Origin of the sequence: Hyphomicrobium sp. (assembly GCF_041659645.1) — a bacterium.
Classification (GTDB): Bacteria; Pseudomonadota; Alphaproteobacteria; order Rhizobiales; family Hyphomicrobiaceae; genus Hyphomicrobium_B.
Map to the genome: position 1 here is coordinate 457,757 of NZ_JBAZXX010000001.1, position 20,905 is coordinate 478,661.

20 protein-coding genes and 1 other RNA gene are annotated in these 20,905 nt (G+C 61.4%); 12 read left to right on the top strand and 9 right to left on the bottom strand.

All coding sequences use genetic code 11. The features are described 5' to 3' along the window. Position 1 precedes the first annotated feature (1 nt). From WC811_RS02070 to WC811_RS02105, 8 genes are all read right to left on the bottom strand, one after another. Positions 2 to 451, bottom strand: a complete 450-nt coding sequence (locus WC811_RS02070) for a hypothetical protein (RefSeq protein WP_372640402.1) — start codon at positions 449 to 451, stop codon at positions 2 to 4. 73 nt (positions 452 to 524) lie between these two features. Then, positions 525 to 1,157, bottom strand: coding sequence for a glutathione S-transferase family protein (locus WC811_RS02075; protein ID WP_372640404.1), 633 nt, complete (start codon positions 1,155 to 1,157; stop codon positions 525 to 527). A 17-nt stretch (positions 1,158 to 1,174) separates the two neighbouring features. After that, positions 1,175 to 2,806: an ABC transporter ATP-binding protein gene (locus WC811_RS02080; RefSeq protein ID WP_372640406.1), complete on the bottom strand. Its 1,632-nt coding sequence runs from the start codon at positions 2,804 to 2,806 to the stop codon at positions 1,175 to 1,177. Further along, a complete protein-coding gene (locus WC811_RS02085; RefSeq protein ID WP_372640408.1) occupies positions 2,806 to 4,011 on the bottom strand; it encodes an ABC transporter permease in 1,206 nt (401 codons plus the stop codon). The genes WC811_RS02080 and WC811_RS02085 overlap by 1 nt, the downstream gene beginning before the upstream one ends. Positions 4,012 to 4,013: 2 nt before the next feature. After that, on the bottom strand, positions 4,014 to 5,135 hold the full coding sequence (locus WC811_RS02090) for a microcin C ABC transporter permease YejB (protein ID WP_372640410.1): 1,122 nt from the start codon (positions 5,133 to 5,135) through the stop codon (positions 4,014 to 4,016). Beyond that, positions 5,135 to 7,060 carry an extracellular solute-binding protein gene (locus WC811_RS02095; protein WP_372640412.1) on the bottom strand — a complete coding sequence of 642 codons (1,926 nt, stop codon included), beginning with the start codon at positions 7,058 to 7,060 and terminating at the stop codon, positions 5,135 to 5,137. Before WC811_RS02095 ends, WC811_RS02090 begins: the two co-directional genes overlap by 1 nt. 5 nt (positions 7,061 to 7,065) lie before the next feature. Then, positions 7,066 to 9,216 (bottom strand): extracellular solute-binding protein, encoded by a 2,151-nt coding sequence (locus WC811_RS02100; RefSeq protein ID WP_372641730.1) that lies wholly within the window; start codon positions 9,214 to 9,216, stop codon positions 7,066 to 7,068. A 152-nt stretch (positions 9,217 to 9,368) separates the two neighbouring features. Then, positions 9,369 to 9,929, bottom strand: coding sequence for a cytochrome c family protein (locus WC811_RS02105; protein ID WP_372640414.1), 561 nt, complete (start codon positions 9,927 to 9,929; stop codon positions 9,369 to 9,371). Between the two features lie 124 nt (positions 9,930 to 10,053). Here WC811_RS02105 and WC811_RS02110 point away from each other — a divergent pair, with 124 nt between their 5' ends. The 12 genes from WC811_RS02110 (at position 10,054) to truA (ending at position 20,356) form a co-directional block, all read left to right on the top strand. After that, on the top strand, positions 10,054 to 10,830 hold the full coding sequence (locus tag WC811_RS02110; RefSeq protein ID WP_372640416.1) for a 3-deoxy-manno-octulosonate cytidylyltransferase: 777 nt from the start codon (positions 10,054 to 10,056) through the stop codon (positions 10,828 to 10,830). Between the two features lie 30 nt (positions 10,831 to 10,860). Further along, positions 10,861 to 11,772, top strand: a complete 912-nt coding sequence (locus tag WC811_RS02115) for a prephenate dehydratase (RefSeq protein ID WP_372640418.1) — start codon at positions 10,861 to 10,863, stop codon at positions 11,770 to 11,772. A gap of 116 nt (positions 11,773 to 11,888) precedes the next feature. Beyond that, positions 11,889 to 11,984: signal recognition particle sRNA small type (gene ffs / locus WC811_RS02120), an RNA gene on the top strand. Between the two features lie 119 nt (positions 11,985 to 12,103). Then, the gene (locus tag WC811_RS02125; RefSeq protein WP_372640420.1) at positions 12,104 to 13,924 is read left to right on the top strand and encodes a DNA polymerase III subunit gamma/tau; all 1,821 of its coding nucleotides are present in this window, start codon (positions 12,104 to 12,106) and stop codon (positions 13,922 to 13,924) included. Between the two features lie 39 nt (positions 13,925 to 13,963). Next, positions 13,964 to 14,284: a YbaB/EbfC family nucleoid-associated protein gene (locus WC811_RS02130; RefSeq protein ID WP_372640422.1), complete on the top strand. Its 321-nt coding sequence runs from the start codon at positions 13,964 to 13,966 to the stop codon at positions 14,282 to 14,284. Between the two features lie 119 nt (positions 14,285 to 14,403). After that, positions 14,404 to 15,009 carry a recombination mediator RecR gene (gene recR, locus WC811_RS02135; protein WP_372640425.1) on the top strand — a complete coding sequence of 202 codons (606 nt, stop codon included), beginning with the start codon at positions 14,404 to 14,406 and terminating at the stop codon, positions 15,007 to 15,009. Positions 15,010 to 15,056: 47 nt separating this feature from the next. Next, on the top strand, positions 15,057 to 16,421 hold the full coding sequence (locus WC811_RS02140; protein ID WP_372640428.1) for an MATE family efflux transporter: 1,365 nt from the start codon (positions 15,057 to 15,059) through the stop codon (positions 16,419 to 16,421). 87 nt (positions 16,422 to 16,508) lie between these two features. Further along, on the top strand, positions 16,509 to 17,480 hold the full coding sequence (locus tag WC811_RS02145; protein WP_372640430.1) for an NAD-dependent epimerase/dehydratase family protein: 972 nt from the start codon (positions 16,509 to 16,511) through the stop codon (positions 17,478 to 17,480). Between the two features lie 46 nt (positions 17,481 to 17,526). Beyond that, positions 17,527 to 18,033 carry a peptide deformylase gene (gene def, locus WC811_RS02150; RefSeq protein ID WP_372640432.1) on the top strand — a complete coding sequence of 169 codons (507 nt, stop codon included), beginning with the start codon at positions 17,527 to 17,529 and terminating at the stop codon, positions 18,031 to 18,033. Positions 18,034 to 18,122: 89 nt separating this feature from the next. Continuing rightward, positions 18,123 to 19,058 carry a methionyl-tRNA formyltransferase gene (gene fmt, locus WC811_RS02155; protein WP_372640434.1) on the top strand — a complete coding sequence of 312 codons (936 nt, stop codon included), beginning with the start codon at positions 18,123 to 18,125 and terminating at the stop codon, positions 19,056 to 19,058. A gap of 76 nt (positions 19,059 to 19,134) precedes the next feature. Further along, the gene (locus tag WC811_RS02160) at positions 19,135 to 19,449 is read left to right on the top strand and encodes a hypothetical protein (RefSeq protein ID WP_372640436.1); all 315 of its coding nucleotides are present in this window, start codon (positions 19,135 to 19,137) and stop codon (positions 19,447 to 19,449) included. Positions 19,450 to 19,555: 106 nt separating this feature from the next. Next, positions 19,556 to 20,356, top strand: coding sequence for a tRNA pseudouridine(38-40) synthase TruA (gene truA, locus WC811_RS02165; protein WP_372640438.1), 801 nt, complete (start codon positions 19,556 to 19,558; stop codon positions 20,354 to 20,356). Here truA and folE read toward each other — a convergent pair. Then, complete coding sequence (gene folE, locus WC811_RS02170; RefSeq protein ID WP_372640440.1) at positions 20,304 to 20,897, bottom strand: GTP cyclohydrolase I FolE; 594 nt, start codon at positions 20,895 to 20,897, stop codon at positions 20,304 to 20,306. The two genes, truA and folE, sit on opposite strands and share 53 nt — an antisense overlap. Between the last annotated feature and the right edge of the window lie 8 nt (positions 20,898 to 20,905).

Below are 20,905 nucleotides of genomic sequence, written 5' to 3' on the forward strand. Positions count from 1 at the left end.
ATCAGCGCCGATAGGGAAGGTAACGATGCGTGCGCCATTCCTCTGACGGTGTCGCGGCGGCGAGCCTGCGCTCGCCGTGCCAATTCCAGCCGGGTTCCAACGAAACGCGCATCTCGATGGCGACGAGAGCATCCGTCATGGCGTCGAGCTTGGAAATCTTCTCAACCTGTCCGGCTTCGATCGCGCGTACGAGACGCGGAAACAGCTCGAAGCGCTCGACGGGGCGGTCTTCGAACGTCTCATTGGCGAGCTTGAGGCTGTATTTCTGGTCGGCTCTGATCATCAGATCGAAGGGGCAGGCGGCGGCGAAGAACGGCAAGACAACGACTCGCCAATAGCGCTGGGAAACGCTCACGTCGACGGCCGCAAAGTCGACCATCTTGGCCACAGCCGCCTCGACATCCTGGAGCGTGTGCTCAAGGCGGTCGCGAAAAACGTCATCGGGGAGCATCACGGAGTCTCGCGGTCAACGAATCGTAGACTCAAGAATAGACGATCCTCCGCGCACGGAAAGGAGATCAGGTTCAGGGAGCGCGGGCGCGGACCAGTTCTTCATCCTTCGCGAGCGCACTCTTGAAGGCCGCGCGGCTCGTCATGCGTTCGAGGTAGCTCGAAAATTCCGGTTTTGCGGGGAGAAGCTTGAACATCGTCAGGTATCGAACGGCCGAGCCGATGACGACGTCGGCAGCCGAGAAGCGCTCGCCCAGAATATACGGGCCATGTTCGACTGCGCTGGCGAGGGCGCTCACGGTATCGTCATAGGATCCGTAGCAGAGCGCCGACGACGGCAGGCCGGACGGGGTATTGCGGGCCTTGTCCATGACGGCCGGCTCGATGGCCGCATGGTTGAAGACGATCCAGCGCAGATAGGTTCCACGGGCGGGATCGCTCACTTCCGGCGCGAGGTTGGCTTCCGGGAAAAGGTCGGCGAGGAAAATGGTGATGGCGCCGACTTCCGTGACCGGCGTGCCGTCGGCCGTGACGGTCGGAACTTTGCCCATGGGGTTGACGGCGAGGAAAGCGGGCGTTTTGTGCTCACCCTTTTTCATGTCGAGAATTTTGAGTTCGTGCGGTGGCGAGCCCAGTTCCTCGAACAGCCATCGGATCGTGAACGAGCGTGTGTTCGGAGCGTGATAATGTATGAGCTTCGGCGGCATGAGAGTAACCTCCCTTTTTAGCTCGCGAGCGCTCCCTTATAGGCGACCTTGAGGTCGAAAGCTGCCGCGAGCAGAGCTTTGGTATATTCGTTCTGCGGCCTTTCGAAGATATCGCGCGCCGGGCCTTCCTCGACGACCTTTCCGTTTTTCATCACGATGACGTAGTTGCACAGCGCCCGCACCACCTTGAGATCATGACTGATGAAGAGATAGGCGAGGCCGTGGGTCGTTTGCAGCTTGCGCAGGAGATCGACGATCTGGGCCTGCACGCTCATATCCAGCGCGCTCGTCGGCTCGTCGAGCATGACGAATTTCGGCTGCAGGACCATGGCGCGCGCGATGGCGATGCGCTGGCGCTGGCCACCTGAGAATTCGTGCGGATAGCGATCCTGGCATCCCGGATCGAGGCCGACCTCTTTCAGTTCGGCGCCGACGCGCTCGCGGCGCTGGTCGTCGTCGAGCTCGGGATTCTGGATCAGGAGGCCTTCCTCGATGATCTGTCCGACCGTCAAGCGCGGCGACAGCGAGCCATAAGGGTCCTGGAAGACGATCTGCATTTCCTTGCGCAGAGGGCGCATCTGCTTGTTCGTCAGCGCGTCGATGCGCTTGCCGACGTAGGCGATCTGACCTTCGGACGAGATCAGCCGCAGGATCGCGAGGCCGAGCGTGGTTTTGCCTGAGCCCGATTCTCCGACGACACCGAGAGTTTCGCCGGCGCGAAGTTTCATCGACAGACCGTCGACCGCTTTTACATGGTCGACGGTTCGCTGCAGCAGGCCCTGCTTGATCGGGAACCAGACCTTGAGATTTTCGGTCTCGACGACGATGGGGCTCGAAGGGTCGTCGGCAGGCGGCGCGCCCTTTGGTTCGGCTTCGAGAAGATGGCGGGTGTATGGGTGCTGCGGTGCGGTGAAGATCTGTTCGGTCTGTCCGTCCTCGACGATGTCGCCATTACGCATGACGTAGACGCGCTCGGCCATGCGCCGCACGATGCCGAGATCGTGGGTGATCAGCAGCATCGCCATGCCCATCTCTTGCTGAAGCGACTTCAGAAGGTCGAGGATCTGGGCTTGAATCGTGACGTCGAGGGCCGTCGTCGGCTCGTCGGCGATCAGCAGATCTGGCTTATTTGCGAGGGCGATGGCGATCATGACGCGCTGGCGTTGCCCCCCCGAAAGCTCATGGGGATAGGCACCGAGCCGCTTTTCAGGGTCGCGGATGCCGACTTTCGTCAGCAACTCGATGACGCGGACACGGGTTTTATCTTCGGGCAGCAATTGATGCAGCTTGATAATTTCGCCGACCTGCTTCTCGATGGTGTGAAGCGGGTTGAGCGATGTCATCGGCTCCTGGAAAATGATCGAGATGCGGCGGCCGCGAATTTCGCGTAGCGATGATCCCGACATTTTCAGAATGTCGGAGCCGCCGAACAGGATCTCGCCCGAGGGATGAGAGGCGGCGGGCGGAAGCAGGCGCAGGATCGACATGGCGGAAACGGTCTTGCCGGATCCGGATTCGCCGACAAGCGCTACTGTTTCGCCTTTGCCGATGTGAAACGAGACGCCATTGACCACGCGCGTGAGATTGGCGTCTTCGCCAAAGGCGACGGAGAGATTGCGCACGTCGACGAGGGGTGACGGTGTGGCCATCAGCTTTTACCCCTGAACGATTTGCGCGGATCGAGCGCATCGCGCACCGCTTCGCCGATGAAAATCGCGAGCGACAAAATGATCGATACCGAGATGAAGCCGGAAATGCCGAGCCACGGGGCTTCGAGATGCTTTTTTCCTTGCAGCAGAAGCTCTCCGAGCGATGGCGATCCGGGCGGCATGCCGAGGCCTAAGAAGTCCAGCGCGGTCAGGGCGGCGATGCCGCCGGAGAGCTTGAAGGGCAGGAACGTCAGTGTCGCGACCATGGCGTTCGGCAGCAAATGCTTGAACATGATCTGCCAGTCGGAAAGTCCAAGAGCGCGTGCAGCCCGGACATATTCGAGGTTGCGGCCGCGAAGGAATTCGGCGCGGACGAGGCCGACGAGCGACGTCCAACTGAAGATCATCAGGATGCCGAGCAGCGTCCAGAAACCCGGTACAAACAGCGACGACAAAATCAACAGCACGAACAGCTCTGGGATCGAGTTCCAGATTTCGAGCACGCGCTGGAAGATGAGGTCGACGCGGCCGCCGAAATAACCCTGCACGGCGCCGGCGACGATGCCGATCGCGGACGAAACGATCGTCAGGATCAAGCCGAAGAGTACGGAAATGCGGAAGCCGTAGATGACGCGCGCGACAACGTCCCGGCCCTGGTCGTCGAGGCCGAGCCAGTTGGTGTTTCCTAATTCATTGAAGCGGGCGAGCTGGTCGGGCGGAGCCTCGCAGAGCTTCAACGACGAAGACCACGGCGGAGGCGCGGGGTATCCGAGGCAAACGCCGTTGTCGCCGACGCGGCCGGGATAGTCCTTGTTGATCGTCGAATAGGAATAGCGGATCGGCGGCCACAGCATCCAGCCGTTGGCGTTGATCTCGTTCTGGATGTCGGGCGTGCGGTAGTCGGTGATGGCGAGGAAGCCGCCAAACTTGTCTTCGGGGTAATCGACGAGGACGGGGAAGAGAATGTCGCCCTTGTAGCTGACCATCAGCGGGCGGTCATTGGCGACGAACTCGGCGAAGAGCGAGACGACGAACAGGACCGAAAAGATCAGGAACGAGCGGTAGCCGATCTTGTGCGCCTTGAAGCGCTCCCAGCGGCGGCGGTTGACGGGCGAAAGGCGGACGAACCGCTGCCACCAGGATTTCGTCGGTTTCGCGGTCGGCGTTGATGCCGTTCCGGGCGCGTCGTCGGCTCGCTGATCCATCGTCATACCTCGCGCGATTCAAAGTCGATGCGCGGATCGACGAGGGTATAGACGAAGTCGGACAGGATGCCGACGATAAGGCCGACGAGCGAGAAAATGTAGAGCGAGGCGAAGACGACCGGATAGTCGCGCTTTTCGATGCTTTCGAATGAGAGAAGGCCGAGGCCGTCGAGCGAGAAAATCGTTTCGATCAGCAGAGCGCCAGAGAAGAAGGCGCTGATGAAGGCCGATGGGAATCCCGAAATGACAAGCAGCATCGCGTTGCGGAAGACATGGCCGTAAAGCACTTGATTTTCGGTGAGGCCCTTGGCGCGCGCGGCGACGACATACTGCTTGCGGATCTCGTCGAGGAACGAATTTTTCGTCAGGAAGGTCATGGCCGTGAACGAGCCGACCGCCATCGCAATCATCGGCAACACGAGATGCCAGAGGTAGTCGGTTGTCTTGCCGAACCAGGAGAGCTGATCCCAGTTGTCGGAGAAGAGGCCGCGCGACGGAAACCACTGGAAGAACGACGATCCAGCGAACAAGATCAACAGCAGGACTGCAAAAAGGAAGCCGGGGATGGCGTAGCCGACCACGAGGACGGCGCTCGACCAGGTATCAAATGGCTCGCCGTCTTTCACTGCTTTACGGATGCCGAGCGGAATGGAGATCAGATACGTCAGCAAGGTCATCCAGATGCCGAGCGAGATCGAAACCGGCAATTTCTCCTTGATGAGTTCGAGCACCGAAACGTCTCGGAAGTAGCTCTTGCCGAAATCGAAGGTCAGGAAGTTCTTCATCATCAGGTAGAAGCGTTCGGGCGCGGGCTTGTCGAAACCGAACTGCTTCTCAAGGCTTTTGATGAAGGCGGGATCAAGCCCTTGAGCGCCGCGGTACTTCGACGTGATCGAATCGCCGCCGCCGATGCCGAGCTGGCTGTTCATGGAGCCGCCGCCGAGCGTATCGCCACCGCCACCGCTCATGCGGCTGACGATGGAGGAGGATTGCCCCATCAGCTGGGCTATCATGCGCTCGACCGGCCCGCCCGGCGCGAACTGGATGATGACGAACGAAAACAGCATGATCCCGAACAGCGTCGGGATCACCAGGAGCAAGCGCTTTAAAAGATAAACGGCCATCAGTTCTTCGCCGGTTGTTGCGTGGACTCGGGCGTGAGTTGCGGCGTGGGGCGGGCCTCGGGCTTGCCGGAACTCAAGGCCGCGGCCTTTTTCGCATCGAACCACCAAGTGTCCACAACGCCGTTATCATACTTCGGTTGGAGGGCCGGGCGCGAGAACTTGTTCCAGTACGCCACCGAATAAGCGGCCTTGTAATAGTGGGGAACCCAGTAGTGACCGGCTCGGAGGACACGGTCGAGGGCGTGTGTCGCGGTCGTCAGCTCGGCGCGGGACTTGGCTGCGACGACCTTATCGATCAGGGCATCGATAGTGGGATCGCAAATGCCCGCGAGATTGAACGATCCCTGCGCCTTGGCGGCGTCGCAGCTAAAGAATGCGCGTAAATCGACGCCCGGGGTCAGGCCGAGAGAGAAGCGCTGCGTCGTGATGTCGAAATCGAACGACTTCAGGCGCTCCTGGAATTGCGCCGGATCGACGAGGCGCCAATTCGCGGCGACGCCGATGCGTTTGAGATTTTCTACAAAGGGTAGCGTGATGCGTTCAAACATCGCTTCGAAGTCGAGGAACTCGATGGTCAACTGTTCGCCCTTGGCGTTGCGCAGCTTGCCCTCAGAATCGGGCTTCCATCCGGCGCTGATAAGAAGGTCACGGGCCTTCTTCAGGTTTTCGCGGTTGTTACCGCTGCCGTCGGTGACGGGCGGCGTATAGGGCTCGCCGAAGACGTCCGGCGACAGCTTGTCTTTGTACGGCTCGAGGAGCGCCAACTCTTCCTTCGTCGGCAAGCCGACGGCCTTCATGTCGGAATTTTCGAAGTAGCTCGTCGTACGTTTGTAGAGGCCGTAGAACAGTTTTTTATTCGACCATTCGAAATCGAAGACGAGATCGAGCGCCGCACGCACGCGCGGATCCTTGAATTTGTCGAGCCGGGTGTTGATGAAATAGCCCTGGGCTCCGGACGGACGCCGATCCGGCAGCAGTTCTTTGATCAGGCGGCCGTCGCGGACCGCCGCAATGTCGTACTGCGTCGCCCAGCCGAGGCTCGAAAATTCTTCGCGGTAATCGAAGTTCCCGGACTTCAGAGTCTCAAGCTCGATGGTGCGATCGCGATAATAGTCGAGGCGAATATTGTCGAAATTGAAACGGCCTTTGTTTACGGGCAGGTCCTTCGCCCAGTAGTCGTCGCGGCGCTCGTAGGTGATGGTGCTGCCGGCGTTGAAGGCCTTGATGCGATAGGGACCGGACCCGAGTGGCGGCTTCAGCGACGTCTCTTCATAGGGCTGCGCCGTGTAGTAGGCTTTCGATAGAACCGGGAGCTGGGCGATAAGCACCGGCAAGTCGCGGACGAGCGCGCCCTGGAATTTGTAGCGCACGGTCTCGGGATCGAGAGCTTCGGCCGAAGTGACGTCTCGGAGGGGCTGGGCGTATTGCGGACGCGTCGCCGTGCTTTTCAGAAGGCCGAGCGTGTAGACCACATCGTCGGCGGTGATCTGTGTTCCATCGGCGAACTTGGCTTCGGGGCGGAGCTTGAACGTGACGGACATGCCGTCGGGCGCAACGTCGGCGGATTTCGCGACAAGCCCGTAGACGGCGTCCGGTTCGTCCTGGGCGCGGACCATCAGGCTGTCGAATAGCAGGTCGAGATCTTGCGCCGCGTCGCCCTTGACGATGAACTGGTTGAACGAGTCGAAGGTATTGACGTCTCCCGTTCCCATCGTCACGAGGCGGCCGCCTTTGGGGGCGTCGGGATTGACGTAGTCGAAGTGCTGGAAGTCGGCCGGGTATTTCAATTCACCGAAGATAGAGAGGCCGTGGCGCGGTTCGGCGTCGACTGCCCCGGTGAGGGCGACTGACGCCAGTAGCGTAAGCGCGACGGCGAAGGTGAGCTTTGCCCCCTTCGTCCGGCCTAATCGAGGGGATGCTTGCACCCTGGTCACTTTCCCTTCGCTGCCTGGACGGCTGCCGCCTCGTCCGCGTCGTACCACCAGACCTGTGTGAGCGCCGCGCCTTGTGACGGCAGTTTGTCGGGCCGTCCGAAAATGTTCCAGTAGGCGAGCCGATCGTAGGGGTAATACCAGTGCGGAACGAGGTAGTCGTTCCACAGCAGCACACGGTCGAGGGCGTGGGTGGCGGCGACGAGATCAGCGCGATCTTTCGAGAACACGATCTTGTCGATCAGCGTGTCGATCGCGGGGTTCTTGATCCCTATGGTATTGCGGCTGCCGGGCTTGTCGGCTGCGGCCGAGCCCCAGAAATCGCGCTGCTCGTTGCCGGGCGAGTTCGATTGGCCGAAGTTGTCGACGATGATGTCGAAGTCGCGGTTGTCTTCGCGCTGCTTGTACTGCGCGTCGTCGACGTTCCTCACAGTTGCCTTGATGCCCATGACCTCAAGGTTCTGGACGTAAGGCAGAATGATGCGCTCGAAGGTATCGCCGTTGATGAGGAATTCGACCGTCATCTGCTCGCCCTTCTCGTTGCGAAGGACGCGCGCGGTCGATGCCGCCGATAGGCCGACGGCCTGCTTGGCCTTGCACCAGAAGCCGCAATGGGGATCATCGACGGTTTCGCTGCGGATCTTCCAGCCTGCGGCTTCGAAAAGCTTCAGAGCTTCCTGCTGGTGCTTGCGGTAATCGCCTTCCTGATCGTTGACTGGGTTCTTGTACTCGGTCGTGAAGACCTCGGGTGGGACCTCGGATTTGATCTCGTTCAGGATCTCAAGCTCACGCCCTTGCGGCAGGCCCGTCGCCTGCAGATCGGAATTTTCGAAGAAGCTGCCGACGCGCTTGTAGAGGTTGTAAAACAGCTTCTTGTTGGTTTCTTCGAAATTGAAAAGCAGATTGAAGGCGTGCCGGACGCGCCGATCCTGGAATTGCGGATGGCGGAGGTTGAAGACGAAGGCCTGCATCGGCGCGACGCGCTTCACAGGGACGGCCTCCTTCGTGACAAGGCCGTTCTTGATCGCGTCGAAATTGTATTGCGTGGCCCAGGCACCAGCCTGGTTCTCGTTCCAGACGTCGATGTTGCCGGTTTTAAAGTCTTCGAATGCCGGTGTGCGGTCGCGGTAATAAGTGAATTCGAGGGTGTCGAAATTCTGCTGACCCTTCATGACGGGCAGATCTTTCGCCCAGTAATCGGGCACGCGTTCGAAGATGATCTTACGGCCGGTATCGACCGACTTGATCTTGTACGCGCCGTTGCCGAGCGGCGGCGCGACAGTCGTGGCGCTGAGGCTGCGCTGCGAGCCGTCGGCGGCTTTGCCCTCCCAATAGGCCTTGGAGACAACATTCAGCTCCCCGACGATCATCGGCAACTCGCGGTTGCCCGCTTTGTCGAATGTGAACTTCACTTCGTGATCGCCGGTCTTTTCCGCCTTGGCGACGTTCTTGTAGTAGAAGGCGTAGAACGGATTGACCGTCTTGAACTGCTCGAACGAGAAGATGACGTCTTCCGGCGTGATCGGCGTGCCGTCGTGGAATTTTGCTTCGGGACGAAGCTTGAACGTCACGGACGAATAATCGGCGGGGTAAGACGCGCACTCGGCGATCAAAGCGTATTGGGTCGATGGTTCGTCAGGGCTCGGCGTAAACAGACTGTCGAAAATCAGACCGAGGCCTGCGGCCTTGACGCCTTTGTCTGAAAATGGGTTGAGCGTATCGAACGTACCGTCGGCCCACTGACGGACATTGCCGCCCTTCGGGGCGTTGGGGTTGACCCAATCGAAATTCTTGAAGTCGGGTCCGTATTTCGGGTCACCGACGAGCGACATCGCGTGATGGCATTGGTCTTCCGCCGGCTTCTGGACTTCGGCCGGTGCGGCGATCTCGGCGGGCTTCGGGGCCTCCGCGGGAGCAACGGCTTCGGCTGGCTTTGGAGCCTCCGCCGGTGCGACGGTTTCGGACGGCTTTGCAGCTTCCGCCGGTGCAGCGATGTCAGCGGGCTTCGGAGCGTCGGCTGGCGCTGCGGTTTCGGCCGGCTTGGGTGCCTCTGCAGTTGGCGCGTCTTGGGCGGTTGCGAGGTTCGGGAGCGTCGAGAAACTCATAAACGCCAGCGCGGCAAGTATGAACGGCGTCAGGCGCATCTGCATATTCGACTTCGTCCCTTTCAAATTCTCGCTTTCCGCATCAGTTTAACATGGCCCCGGCGAGCGGGGACAAGTATCGGGCCGGATACGAAAACGACCCCGCCAAGTGCCGGCAAGGTCGCAAACTTTCGTAGTCATAGCGAGTTAAAACGCCGTCATTTTGGCAGGGGAACCGGCGTATCTGCAAGGGTCGCGAGATAGGCGATCACGTCGGCTTCGTCGGATACGGTGGGAAGGCCGTTGAACAGCATTTTCGTGCCGGGGACGAAGCTCTTAGGGCTGTGAAGAAAGTGCGCCAGCTGATCGAATGACCACTCGCCGCCCTTTTTCTGCATGGCTTCTGAATATTTATATCCGGGATAGCTGGCTTTGGCCCGATTGACGACGTCCCAGAGGTTGGGACCGACTGTCGGCGTCTTACCCTTTTCCGACACATGACAGGCTTGGCATTTCCTGAAAATGGCCTTGCCGCTTTCGGGATTCGCCTTGGGTAGCAAGGCTAAAACCTCTTTTTCGCCGTCGCCCGTGGGGGCGGCAGCGGGTTCTGCGCCTGCCGCTGGTGTCGCGGCTTCGGCGGGGGCCGCTATGGGGAGAATGTAGCCGGGTTTTTCCGGTGTATGACCGACTGTCATGTCGATCGCGGTTCTGGTTCCGAAAATCAAAAGCAGCGCCGATAGAACGGCCCCGGCTAGTTTCGTGAATTCGAAACTTTCCATGCGTCAACTCCCTGGACGGTCATTTCCCCATGACGCGCAATTCAAGGTGACGAGATCAAATTGCAGTATATAAGCTCGGCCGCCCTGCAAGCACGTCGTCGTTTTTGTTTGAATGTCGATAGCGATGTTGGGCCGATTTGTCACCGAACAAAAGAATTCGAACGCAGTGCCGCAAGAAACTCTCATTCTCATCCCCGCCCGAATGCACGCAACCCGTCTGCCGGGTAAGCCTCTTGCCGACATTCATGGCAAGCCGATGATCGTTCACGTCTGGAGGCGTGCGCTCGAGGCAAACGCGGGTCGGGTGGTCGTTGCAACGGATAGCGCCGAAATCCTGGCGGCTGTCACAGCGGCGGGCGGGGAAGCGGTGATAACGCGCGAGGATCACGCCTCCGGCTCGGACCGCATTCACGAAGCGATCAGTAAAATCGATCCGACGAAGAAAGCCGAGATCGTCGTCAATCTGCAGGGCGATCTGCCGACGCTCGACCCGTCGCTCGTCACGGATTGCATCGTGCCACTGGCGTCGGCTGAGACCGATATCGCGACGCTTGCCGCCGTCATTTCAGAGGACGAAGAACGGACCAATCCGAACGTCGTCAAAGTGGTGGGGACGCCGATTGGCGAGAACCGGCTGCGCGCCCTCTATTTCACGCGCGCCACGGCACCTTACGGCGACGGGCCGCTGTATCACCACATAGGCATCTACGCTTACCGCCGCGCGAGCCTGGAGCGGTTCGTCTCGCTGCCGCCCGCGACCCTCGAAAAGCGTGAAAAACTTGAGCAATTGCGGGCACTTGAGGCACAAATGCGGATTGACGTCACCATCGTTGACACCGTTCCCCTCGGTGTCGATACTCCCGCCGACCTTGAGCGCGCGCGCCGCCTCATCGCACCCTGACGTTTCTTCTCCCCGGACAATCGAGCCGCTATGACCAAATCCTCAGGTTCCGAAGCCGGAGCCCTTAAAATCTCGTATCAAGGCGAGCCCGGAGCGAATTCGCATCTGGCGGCGCGTGACGTGTATCCGGACTATGAAAGCGTCGCCTATCCGACGTTCGAGGACGCGCTCGCGGCCGTGAAAACGGGAGACGCTCAGTACGCGATGATCCCGATCGAGAACTCGGTCGCGGGACGGGTCGCGGATATCCATCATCTGTTGCCGGAAGCCGGGCTCTATATCGTCGGAGAACACTTTCTGCGTGTGCGTCATCAGCTGATGGCGAAGCCGGGCGCGAGCCTCTCGACGATCAAGCGGGTGATGAGCCACACACAGGCGCTGGGTCAGTGCCGGACGACGCTCAGGCGGCTCGGACTGAAGCCGGTTCCGGAGGCGGATACTGCGGGTTCGGCGCGGCTCGTGGCAGAGGGCAACGATTTTTCGACGGCGGCGATCGCTTCGCGCCTCGCGGCGGAAATCTACGGCCTTGAGATCCTCAGAAGCGATATCGAGGACCAGGACCACAACACGACGCGCTTCATCATTTTGGCTAAGGACCCCGACGACGCGGAGCCCGGCAATGGGCTCGTCATGACGACGTTCCTGTTCCGCGTGCGCAACGTCCCGGCGGCGCTTTACAAGGCGCTCGGCGGTTTTGCGACGAACGGCGTCAACATGACGAAGATCGAAAGCTACCAGGAGGAGGGGACGTTCAATGCCTCCCGCTTCTTCGCCGACATCGAAGGCCATCCGGTCGACCGGCCGGTGCAACTTGCGCTTGAGGAACTGTCGTTCTTCTCGACGCAGATGCAGATTCTCGGCACCTACCCGGCGAGCCCTTACCGCAAGGAAGCCGCGGAACTGGCGGCCAATGGCCTCGTCGCGATCAAGCGGGCCGAATAGCCAGCGCGGGTTATTGGAAATTTCGCGTTCCGGATCGACGACTTACTGCTCTGCTTGGCTGTTAGCTCGCACGCGAGGAAGGGTTGTACTTTCTCGCTGGCCGCTCCATTATAGGAACGGGCTGGCGACGGACGAATTCGTCGCCAACCGGGTCAGGTCCGGAAGGAAGCAGCCCTAACGATCAGGAGTCGGGTCGTTCGCCAGCCTTATTTACTCGCTCACGAGCGCAATTCGGATCGCAAGGGCGATCCGGCGCTCTCCGCGGGGGCGCGGCTTACCGCGGGTCGCTTTGCTCCCTCGCCCTTCGGGCGAAAGGTTATTTCAGGGATCAATGGCGAAGAAGAAATCAGACTCGAACGAGATCGAAACCGCTGCGGCTAGCGAGCCGGCGAAGCCGTATGTCGTGCTGGCGCGGAAATATCGTCCCGCGACGTTCGACGATCTGATCGGCCAGTCGGCGATGGTGACGACGCTTCGCAACGCCTTCGCGTCCGGGCGCATCGCTCAAGGCTACATGCTGACGGGTGTGCGCGGCGTCGGCAAAACGACGACCGCCCGCATTCTCGCGCGCGCCTTAAACTACGAGGCGCCCGGCTACGACAAGCCGACGATCGACATGCCGGGTCTGGGCGTCCACTGCAAAGACATCATGGAGGGCCGTCATCCGGACGTGCTCGAAATGGACGCCGCGTCGAATACCGGCGTCGATAACATTCGCGAAATCATCGAGAGCGCGCAGTACACGCCGCTGGTCGCGCGCACCAAAGTGTTCCTCATCGACGAAGTTCACATGCTGTCGAAGGGCGCGTTCAACGCGCTGCTGAAGACGCTTGAAGAACCGCCCTCGCATGTTCGCTTTATTTTCGCGACAACGGAAATCCGCAAGGTCCCCGTAACGGTACTGTCGCGGTGCCAGCGTTTCGATTTGCGCCGCGTCGAACAACCGGTGCTGGCTGAGCATTTCCAGAAGATTGTTGGTCTTGAGGGCGCGAGCGCGGACGCGGATGCGTTACAGCTCATCGCGCGCGCAGCCGAAGGCTCGGTGCGCGACGGCCTGTCCATTCTCGATCAGGCGATCGCGATGGGTGAAGGCCATGTCACGGCGGTAAAAGTTCGCGACATGCTCGGCCTTGCCGACCGGGCGCGCATTTTCGATCTCGCGGAAGCTCTTTTCAAAGGCGATGTCGCGGCGGCTATTCAAGGCTTGGAATCGTTGCATCGCGACGGCGCGGAAGCGGCCGAAATCGTCTCCGATCTTGCCGAAGCCGTGCACGCGATTGCGCGCGTGAAAGCCGTCGGCGAAGAGCCTGCGGGCGAAGCTCTGACTGCGGAAGAAAAAGCCCGGCTCGCGAGCCTCGCGTCGCGGTTGTCGATGCCATACCTTTCGCGGGCGTGGCAGATGCTCGTCAAAGGTTTCGAGGAGGTCGCGCGGGCGCCCAATCCCCGTGTTGCCGCCGAGATGGTTCTGATCCGTCTCGCCTATACGTCGGATTTGCCGACGCCGGACGAATTGATCCGGGCCTTGGGCGGCGGTGCGGTGCCAGCGCGACGTCCGGCTCTTGCTCCTGGGGACGGTGCGCCGACGAACCAGCGCGGGCCGCTCAATTCGCGCGGCGATATTCCTGTCGCGGAAAACGATCAGGAGGAGCTGGGCGAGGCTTTCGAATTCGACGACGGCGAACCGATCGGCGATGATGACGGCGACGGCGCGGCCGATTTGCCGGTCGTGGGCGGGTCGATGAAATCCGATCCGCGTTCGTTCGTCGATGTCGTGGCGCTCGCGGGCGAAAAGCGCGACGCGAAGCTCAAAATCCATCTCGAAGATCATGTGAGCCTAGTCAAATTCGATGCGGTTACGGGATCGATCGATCTCTTCCTGATGCCGGAAGCACCAGCGGAACTCGCGAACGATCTTCGCGAAAAGCTCAATGCCTGGACGACGCGGCGTTGGGTGGTCGTGCTTTCGAAGGAGGCGGGCGCTTCGCCGGTCGGCGTGGTGCGCCGGGAGCGAGAGGCGGCGGAGCTTGAATCGCTCAAGGCGCATCCGGCGGTGCGCGCGGTGCTCGAAGCCTTTCCGGATGCGAAGATCGCAGAGGTGCGGCGAATTGCTGGGCGTGAGACGGATACGGACAGCGAGAGCGAAGCGGTCTAAAAACTTTTTCCAAATTCGGCTGCTTGCCGCGAGGATGATATGAAAGACATTATGGGAATGATGAAGCAGGTGGGCCAAATGCAGGCGCGCCTGAAGGATATGCAGGACGAACTCGCGAAGGCCGAGATCGAAGGTCAGTCGGGCGGCGGGCTCGTACACGTGACAGTCGATGGGCGCGGCGAACTTAAACGCGTGCGGATCGATCCGAGCCTGATGAAGCCCGACGAGGTCGAGATTCTCGAAGATCTCATCGTGGCGGCTGCTGCGGACGCGAAGGCGAAAGTCGATAGCGTCATGCAGTCGAAGATGGCCGAGATCACCGGCGGCTTGCCGATCCCGCCGGGAATGAAATTGTTTTGAGTTTCCCTGTCTTCACGAGTCTTGCGTTAGATCCTCGACCTTCATTGGCTTCGCTCGTTCGGTCGAGGATGACGAAGAATGCCGTGCTGTTCGCCCGGCGCGAAATTATGAACTGAGACATGTCTCGTAAAATCGCAGGTCCCGAAATTGAGCGGCTGGTGCAGCTCTTGGCGCGGTTGCCGGGACTTGGACCACGCTCGTCGCGCAAGGCGGTGCTTGCGCTGCTCAAGCGGCGCAACGATTTGCTGCTGCCGCTGTCGGACGCCTTGCAGCTGGCGATCGCGAAAATCGCCGAATGTCCGGTGTGCGGCAATCTCGATACGGTTTCGCCGTGCAGCGTGTGCGCCGATCCGCGCCGCGATCCGAGTCTGATCGTCGTCGTCGAGGAGGTCGGCGATCTGTGGGCGCTCGAACGGGCGAACGTCGTTTCGGCTCAGTATCATGTCCTCGGCGGCCACCTATCGCCGCTCGACGGGATCGGGCCGGAACGGCTCAATATACCGAACCTCATTGCTCGGGCGCGATCTCCGGACGTGAAAGAAATTCTTCTCGCCTTGAACGCGACCGTCGAAGGCCAGTCGACGGCGCACTATATCTCGGACCAGCTTCAGGGGATCGACGTAGCCGTCTCGCGACTGGCGCAAGGCGTTCCCATCGGCGGCGAACTCGATTATCTCGACGATGGCACGCTCGCCGCCGCGTTCAAGGCCCGGCGGAAAGTATAAAAAGAACTTGGGCGGCGCGCCGTCCGGCCGCAGGAAACGTCAAGCAAATGGCCGAAGTCGAAATCGTCCGGAGGGCAGGACCAAGCCCCAAATTCGTCACGGGCTCGCTTCTGCGGCACATCCTGGCGATGACGGCCGCCGGTGCGCTTGGGCTTATGGCGGTCTTCATCGGAGATCTCGCCAATATCTATTTCCTGTCGCGAATTGGAGACCAGGCGGTTGTCGCGGCAGTCGGCTATGCCAGTTCCATTCTCTTCTTTTCGACGTCGATTGGAATTGGCTTATCGATCGCGGCGACGTCTCTCGTTGCGCCGGCTCTTGGAGCGGGGCGGCGCGTGCGGGCGCGAAGACTCTCAGCCAACGCGCATGTCCTGGCGTTTGTCTTCTCGGCCATCGCAAGCCTAGCGTTGTGGTTCGCGATCGTGCCGTTGCTCCGGCTTCTCGGCGCCACCGGGCGGACGCTCGATCTGGCGAGCTTCTATCTCGAAATTTTGCTGCCGACGCTGCCGATGCTGTCGCTCGGCATCACATCGTCAGCGGTGTTGAGATCGGTGGGAGACGCGCGGCGAGCGATGAACGTCACGCTATCGGGCGCGGTCGTCAATACGATCCTCGATTTGTTTTTTATCGTCCATCTCGGCTTCGGCATCGAGGGCGCGGCGCTGTCGTCGGTGCTGGCGCGGGCCGTCATGATGGGTGTCGGGCTTTTCGGCGTCATTCGCGTTCACGATCTGATGGGGCGGCCAAAGATCTCAACGCTGAAGCAGGATGTCTTGCCGTATTCCGGCATCGCGGCGCCTGCCGTGCTGACGAACATCGCGCCCGCCGTCGGCAACGCCTATATCACGTATGCCATTGCGCCTCACGGCGATGCGGCGGTTGCGGCGTGGGCGATCATCGGGCGGATCATTCCGGTCGCGTTCGGCGCGATCTATGCACTGTCGGGCGTCGTTGGCCCAATCCTCGGACAGAATTTCGGCGCCCGCTCGCATACCAGGATGCGCGACGCTTACACGCTGTCGCTGCTGACGATGGCGGCGTTTACCGGCATCGCGTGGCTGCTTCTCGCGGTGCTCGCCGATCCGCTGGCGACGTTATTCCATGCGACCGGCGAGGTTCGCCAGCTGATCGTATTTTTCTGCCGGTGGCTGTCGCCGTTGTTCGTTTTTCTTGGCGCGGTTTTCATCACCAATGCGGTCTTCAATACGCTCGGGCGGCCGCGCGTTTCGACGCTTCTGAATTGGGGCCGGGCGACGCTTGGCACGGTGCCGTTCGTCATCTGGGGCGGAAAGTTCTACGGCGCGGAGGGTGTGCTTGCGGGCAACATGATCGGCGGCGTCGCCTTCGGGCTAATCGCTATATGGGCGGGTTATCGTCTGATCGCGCGCGTTGGGGAAACGATGCGACTTTAATGCGGGCGTCGTTGTACTTTTGCACGAGACGGTCCTAGATCGTCGTGAGAGTCGATCTGTTCTCCACGATTTGCAGACGGAGTGAGTGTGGGTATCGCCCAACGCATTCTCGTGACCGGCGCATCGGGCTTCATCGGCCAGCATGTCGTGCGCGTGCTGGCGGAGCGGGGCTATAGCGTCCGTGCGGCGGCGCGGCATCCGATCGTCTTCGATAGCCCGCGCGTCGAAGGCGTCGCCGTCGGAGACATGTCGCGCTCGTTCGCGGCCGAATTTCTCGTTCGTGGTGTCGATGCGGTCGTTCACGCCGCCGGGCTATCGCATGCACGGACGGATTTGCCGGCCGCCGCTTATACAGCCATAAATGTTGATGCAACTCGCCAGTTGGCCAAGGCGGCGCGCGCCGCTCGCGTGAAGCGCTTCGTGCTAATGTCATCGATCCGGGCGCAAGTCGGCGTGACGTATCCCGACATCGTGACGGAAGCGACGCCAGCGGCGCCAACCGATGCTTACGGCCGATCCAAACTCGCGGCCGAGGCCGTTATGGTAAAAATGCTCGAAGGGTCGTCCACCGGTTGGACGGTGCTTCGGCCGGTTCTGGTTTACGGCCCGGGTGTCAAAGGCAACATGGCGGCCTTGATGCGGATCGCCGGGTTGCCGTTGCCGCTGCCATTTGGAGCGCTCAAGTCCCGGCGTTCGCTGGTCAGCGTCGGGAATCTCATCAGCGCCGTCCAATACGTCTTGCAGACGCAAACGGCTGAGAACGCATCGTTTATCGTCGCCGATGGGGAAGTACTGACGATGGCTGAGATCATTCGGTGCCTGCGGCGCGGGCTCGGACGTCCCGAATTTCTGCTGCCGGTTCCCGAGGGCTCGCTCGCGAGTCTCTTGCGGCTGGCGGGGAAGGGCGATTTCGCCGATCGGCTGACCGGAGATCTCGTGGTCAACGCCGCCCGGCTGCGACGGATCGGCTGGTCGCCGTCAGAAACCACGAGCGACGCCCTCGTGGCTGCCGCAGGGGCGCGGCAAACCGGCAAAATGCAGGTCCGCGGTCCGGTATAGAGCGCACGCCATTGACCGCGGCGGCGGCCTTTCATATGTCAGCGCCATGGCCATCCTTCCGATACTCACCATTCCTGATCCCGTGCTGCGCAAGATCTCCGATCCTGTCGAGCGCATCGACGATGCCGTCGTCAAGCTGATGGACGACATGCTTGAGACCATGTACGCGGCGCCGGGCGTTGGCCTTGCCGCGCCGCAGGTCGGCGTGCTGAAGCGCGTCGTCGTCATCGATACCGCTGAAGACGGCGAGCCGCCCAATCCCCTCGCCATGGCGAACCCGGAGCTCGTCGCGCTGGGCTCCACGACGCGGGTGCATGAGGAGGGCTGTCTCTCCATTCCCGACGTGCGTGTCGAGATCGAACGCCCTTCGGAGGTAACCGTCCGTTACATCGACCGGCATGGCAAGGAACAGGAACTCGCGGCCGATGGCTTGCTTGCAACCGCCATCCAGCACGAGATCGATCATCTCGACGGCCAGCTCATCATCGATTTCCTGTCGCGGCTGAAGCGCGATATCATCATCCGGAAATTCAAGAAGCAAACGCGAAGCTAGAGTCTTTTGTTGGCGCGTGCGACTCCCCTGCAAGGAGCCGGCCGCACGCGCGGGATTGGTTCGTCGTTCGCGCAAACCAAAAGGTCCGCATGCCACTGAAGCTCATCTTCATGGGGACACCTGATTTTTCCGTGGCCGTGCTCGATGCGGTCGTGGCGGCGGGGCATCGTGTCGTTGCGGCCTACAGCCAACCGCCGCGCCCAGCAGGACGCGGCATGACGGAAGTCAAATCGGCGGTGCACGCCCGCGCGGACGCTCTCGGGATCGACGTTCGAACGCCCGTCAACTTCAAGAGCGAAGCCGATCGCGAGGCCTTCGCGGCGCTCGACGCCGATGCGGCCGTGGTCGTCGCCTACGGTCTTTTGCTGCCGAAAGCCGTTCTCGATGCAACGCGGCTTGGCTGTTTCAATGTGCACGCATCGAAGCTCCCGCGCTGGCGAGGGGCTGCCCCCATCCAGCGCGCGATCATGGCGGGCGACACGGTAACGGCCGTCAACATCATGCGGATGGAGCAAGGTCTCGACACCGGTCCGGTGTGTCTCGGCCGGGATGTCGCTATTTCGCCGGAGATGACTGCGGGCGAGTTGCACGATGCGCTGTCGAAGCTTGGGGCGGAGTTGATGGTCGAGGCGTTGGCACGTCTCGAAGATGGCAAGCTCGAATGCGTACCGCAGCCGAGCGCGGGCGCGACTTACGCCGCGAAGATCGACAAGGGTGAGACGCGCATCGACTTCTCGCGGACGGCGAAAGAGGTTGCCGATCACATTCGCGGGCTCTCGCCGTTCCCGGGGGCGTGGTTCGAGCTTGCGCTGGGTGGCAAGGGCGAGCGGATCAAGGTGCTGGCGGCGACGGCGACGGATGGGAGTGGCGAAGTGGGAACGCTCATCGACGATCGCCTGACGATCGCCTGCGGCGATGGCGCTATCCGGATCGAGAAGTTGCAGCGGGCTGGGAAACAGCCGATGGCGGCGGCGGATTTCCTGCGTGGAACGCGGCTCACCGCCGGGACTCGGCTTTCCCATTAATGATAGCCAGGGCGGGGGCTGCAAAGATCCGCTCGTGGGTCTACAACAGAAGCTGTTGGCGTCAGCGAGAGCGATCATGTTTGCGCGGTTTTGTTTCGGTCTGATAGCGGTGATTGGCGCGGTGAGCGCTGCAATGGCCGCCGAGTCCGCGCCCACCAAAATCCCGATCGTTCCGCAGGCCGTGCCGGGAGGCGACGTCACCATCGAGGGTGGCGTCAGGGTTATTCGCCCGGCATCCCCCGAAGCCGATCTCCAGGCGGTGGAACAGGCCGACTCCCGGGGCAGTCTCATTTATCGCGGCGCGGCGTTCTACCGGGTGCCGAGCCCGACGCCGCCGAAGTCGGGTCATTCCGAAGCGGGCAAGGACTCCGCGAAGCCTTCCGAGCAATAGCAATCGTGGTAGCCACCTAAACCCGGCGCGGCGCCGCGTTCATTGAGGCCCGAGCCTGAAACGGTTAGGGATGGCCGCAACCGCCTTTTTCCATCAACGAGTTTGAATGCCGCGCTACCGCATCACCATCGAATACGACGGCACGGCCTTTGTCGGCTGGCAACGGCAGGCGCAGGGCGCGTCGATCCAGGGATTGCTTGAGGATGCGATCCGTAAATTCTCGCAAGAGAGCGTCAGCGTACGCGGCGCGGGGCGAACGGATGCGGGCGTTCACGCGCTTGGGCAGGTTGCGCATTTCGACCTGAGCAAAGCGTGGGAGCCTGGCCGGGTGCGCGACGCCATGAACTTCCATTTGCGGCCCAACCTGATCGGCGTCGTTGCGTGTGTGGAAGCCGACACCGAGTTCGATGCGCGCTTCAGCGCGGTTAAGCGCTACTACAAATATCGACTGCTGACGCGCCGCGCGCCGCCCATTCTCGACCGCGATCGCGTGTGGTGGACGATGCAGGATCTCGACGCCGGGGCGATGCACGAGGCCGCGCAGGTGCTCGTCGGCAAGCACGATTTCACGACGTTCCGCGCTGCGCAATGCCAAGCGGCGTCGCCGGTCAAGACGCTCGATACGTTCGAAATCACGCACGATGGCGACGAGATCGTCTGCGCGGTTTCGGCGCGATCATTCCTGCACCATCAGGTGCGCTCGATGGTCGGGAGCTTGAAGCTCGTCGGCGAAGGCAAATGGAGTCGCAGCGACCTGGCGGCGGCGCTCGCGGCGCGCAACCGCGAGGCCTGCGGCACCGTCGCGCCAGCGGCGGGCCTTTATCTCGTGGGCGTAGATTATCCGCCCGACGACGTCAGGATGTCCGGGTATCCTCGGTCACCATCGCCAGAAACTCCTGACGCGTGATCGGATTGTCGCGGAACGCGCCAAGCATGCGGCTCGTCACCATATCGGTGCCGGGCTTGTGGACGCCACGCGTCGTCATGCAGTGATGCTCGGCCTTGAGCACGACCGCGACGCCCTCGGGGTGCAGCACTTCCTGGATGGTGTTGGCGATCTGCGCCGTCATCTTCTCCTGGATCTGCAGCCGCTTGGCATAGGCATCGACGACGCGCGCGAGCTTCGAGATGCCAACGACGCGGCCGTTCGGGATATATGCGACCCAGGCGCGGCCGATGATCGGGGCCATGTGGTGCTCGCAATGGCTCTCGAAGCGAATGCCGCGCAGCACGATCATTTCATCGTAGCCCTCGATTTCCTCGAAGGTTTTCTGAAGGATCGCCTCGGGGTCCTGGTCGTAACCGCGGAACCATTCCTCGAAGGCCTTGGTAACGCGAGCGGGCGTTTCCTTCAGGCCGTCGCGGGTGGGGTCTTCGCCCGTCCAGCGGATGATGGTTTTGACGGCGGCCTCGACTTCGGCGCGCGTCGGCTTGTTTTCTGAGACCATGAGAACAC